The organism is Streptomyces sp. UH6, assembly GCF_013421635.1.
Lineage (GTDB): Bacteria > Actinomycetota > Actinomycetes > Streptomycetales > Streptomycetaceae > Streptomyces > Streptomyces abyssomicinicus.
In genome coordinates this window covers 1-2,252 of sequence record NZ_JACADT010000929.1, presented here as the reverse complement: position 1 = coordinate 2,252, position 2,252 = coordinate 1, and the positions used below count along the sequence as shown (strand labels likewise).

1 protein-coding gene and 1 pseudogene are annotated in these 2,252 nt (G+C 76.0%); one reads left to right on the top strand and one right to left on the bottom strand.

Annotation, left to right across the window (positions count from 1 at the left end; translation table 11 throughout):
- Window positions 1-1,977: FAD/NAD(P)-binding protein (locus tag HW445_RS27675; RefSeq protein WP_218957444.1), on the top strand; the 1,977-nt coding region annotated here is incomplete at its 5' end.
- Window positions 1,978-2,034: 57 nt separating this feature from the next.
- Here HW445_RS27675 and HW445_RS27670 read toward each other — a convergent pair.
- Window positions 2,035-2,252 (bottom strand): annotated as a pseudogene (locus HW445_RS27670) (glutathione S-transferase family protein); the annotation flags it as partial.

The window sequence follows — 2,252 nt, the reverse complement described above, 5'->3', positions numbered from 1 at the left end:
GTGCTGGTCGTCGTCGGCGCGGGGCCGCGCGCCACCGGACTGCTGGAGCGGATCTCCGCCAGCATTCCCGAACTCTGGCCGCGTGGACGTGAGTTGCTCGTCCATCTCGTCGACCCGCATCCGCCGGGCCCGGGGCGCATATGGCGGCACGAGCAGTCGCCCCTGCTGCGGATGAACTCCATGGCCGGGGACGTCACCATGTTCACCGACGAGTCCTCCACCGTCGAGGGCCCGGTGCGCCCCGGCCCCTCGCTCGCCGAATGGGCCGCCCAGTTCTCCGGGCGGACGCCCCGGTACGAGCCGTGGGACGAGCCCTCCGACCCGGGCACGCTGGCCGAGCTGAGGGCGCTGACGAGTTCCGACTTCCCCACCCGGCGGGCCCAGAGCGCTTATCTGGACTGGGTGTTCAGGCGGGTGCTCGCCGAACTCCCGCCGTGGGTGAGCGTCGAGTGGCACGCCACCACCGCGACCTCGGTCACCGGCCCGCCCGACGGCCCGCAGCGGGTCCACCTGGCCGGCCGCGCCGGGCCGCTCACCGCCGACCTGGTCGTCCTCGCCCAGGGCCACCTGGACTCCGCACCGCCCGACGAGCACCGCGCACACGCCGAGTTCGCCCGCAGACACGGCCTGTTCCACCTTCCGCCCGCGTACACCGCGGACACCGACCTGTCCGCGGTGCGGCCCGGGCAGCACGTCCTGGTCCGCGGCTTCGGCCTGGCCTTCGTGGACCTGCTGTCGCTGCTCACCGAGGGCCGCGGCGGCACCTACCAGGACGACGGCGCCGGCGGCCTCCTCTACCGGCCGTCCGGGCGCGAGCCGGTGCTGCACGTCGGCTCGCGGCGCGGCGTGCCGTACCACTCCAAGACGCACTACCGGCTCCAGGGTCCGCCGCCGCCGCTGCCCCGGTACTTCGGCCCCGCGCAGGTGGCGGAGCTGTCCGCGGCGGGGCCCCTCGACCTGCGCAGGGACGTCTGGCCGCTGATGGCGAAGGAGATCGGCTTCGGCCACTACCACGAGCTCTTCCTCGCCCACCCGGAGCGCACCACCGTGCCCTGGCCGGAGTTCCGGGCCGCCTACGACAGGCTCGACCCGTACGTCCCCGGGGTGCCGGACCTGGTGGCCGCCGCCGTACCGGACCCCGACGACCGGCTGGACGTCGCGGCACTGGACCGTCCCCTGGACGGCCTCGTCTTCGCCACCCCCGAGGAGTTCCAGGAGCACCTGCGCGGATACGTCTCCCGGGACGTGACACGCCGCGCGGACCCCGCGCACAGCGCCGACCTGGGCGCCTTCCTCGCCCTGCTGTCCGTCTACGGGCAACTCGCCCGCCTGGTCGCGACGGGGGCCCTGACGGCCCGTTCCGTCGCCGACCACCTCGACGGCTGGTGGCAGGGGTTCTTCAGCTTCCTCGCCTCCGGCCCGCCCGGCTTCCGGCTGCGCCAGCTCCTGGCCCTGTCCGAGGCCGGCGTGGTCCGGTTCCTGGGCGCCGACCTGCGGATCGGCACCGACGAGGCGACCGGCACGTTCACCGGCACCGGCCCGACGGTCCCCGGGCACGTCGTGCACGCCACGGCCCTGGTGGAGGCACGCCTCCCGGGCTCCTCCGTGCACCTCACCGCCGACCCGCTCCTGCGGGACCTGCGGAGGAGGCGGGCGGTCGCGGAGGAGGTCCTCGCCGACGCCACCCACACCCACCGGTCCGGACTGCTCACCGTCTCGCCTCCGGACGGCCGCCTGGTCGACCCCCGGCTGGGCGGCCGCCCGCACCCCCGTCGCATGGCCCTCGGGGTGACAACCAACCAGCGCGCCGTCGGCGCCTTCGCCAGGCCCCGCACCGACGCCCCGTCCTTCCAGCAGAACGACGCCACCGCCCGCAGCCTGCTGCGCTCGCTGGCCTCGTACCCGGCCCCCGCACCCGGGGAGCCCGTCCTCGGGGCCCGGGACGCGACGAGCGGGCCGTCGGGGGCCCGCGGGTGACCTCCCGCGGGTGACCTGCCCTGCGGGGCGTCCGCCGTGGACGCCCCGCAGGGCCGGTCAGCCGACCTGCCGCACCGGTTCGGCGGTCTCCCGGCACGCGTACGCCGCCCAGTCCACGATCTGTACCGCCGCGCCCGCCCCCTCCTCGCCCCGGCAGTGGGCGTGATGCCTGCGCGCGATGCCGTCGAGGTCGAGGTGGACCCCGAAGGCCGGGTGCGCGGCCAGCCGCCGCGCGTAGGCCCACAGCCGCGGATGGCCGGTGATCCGGTGGACCG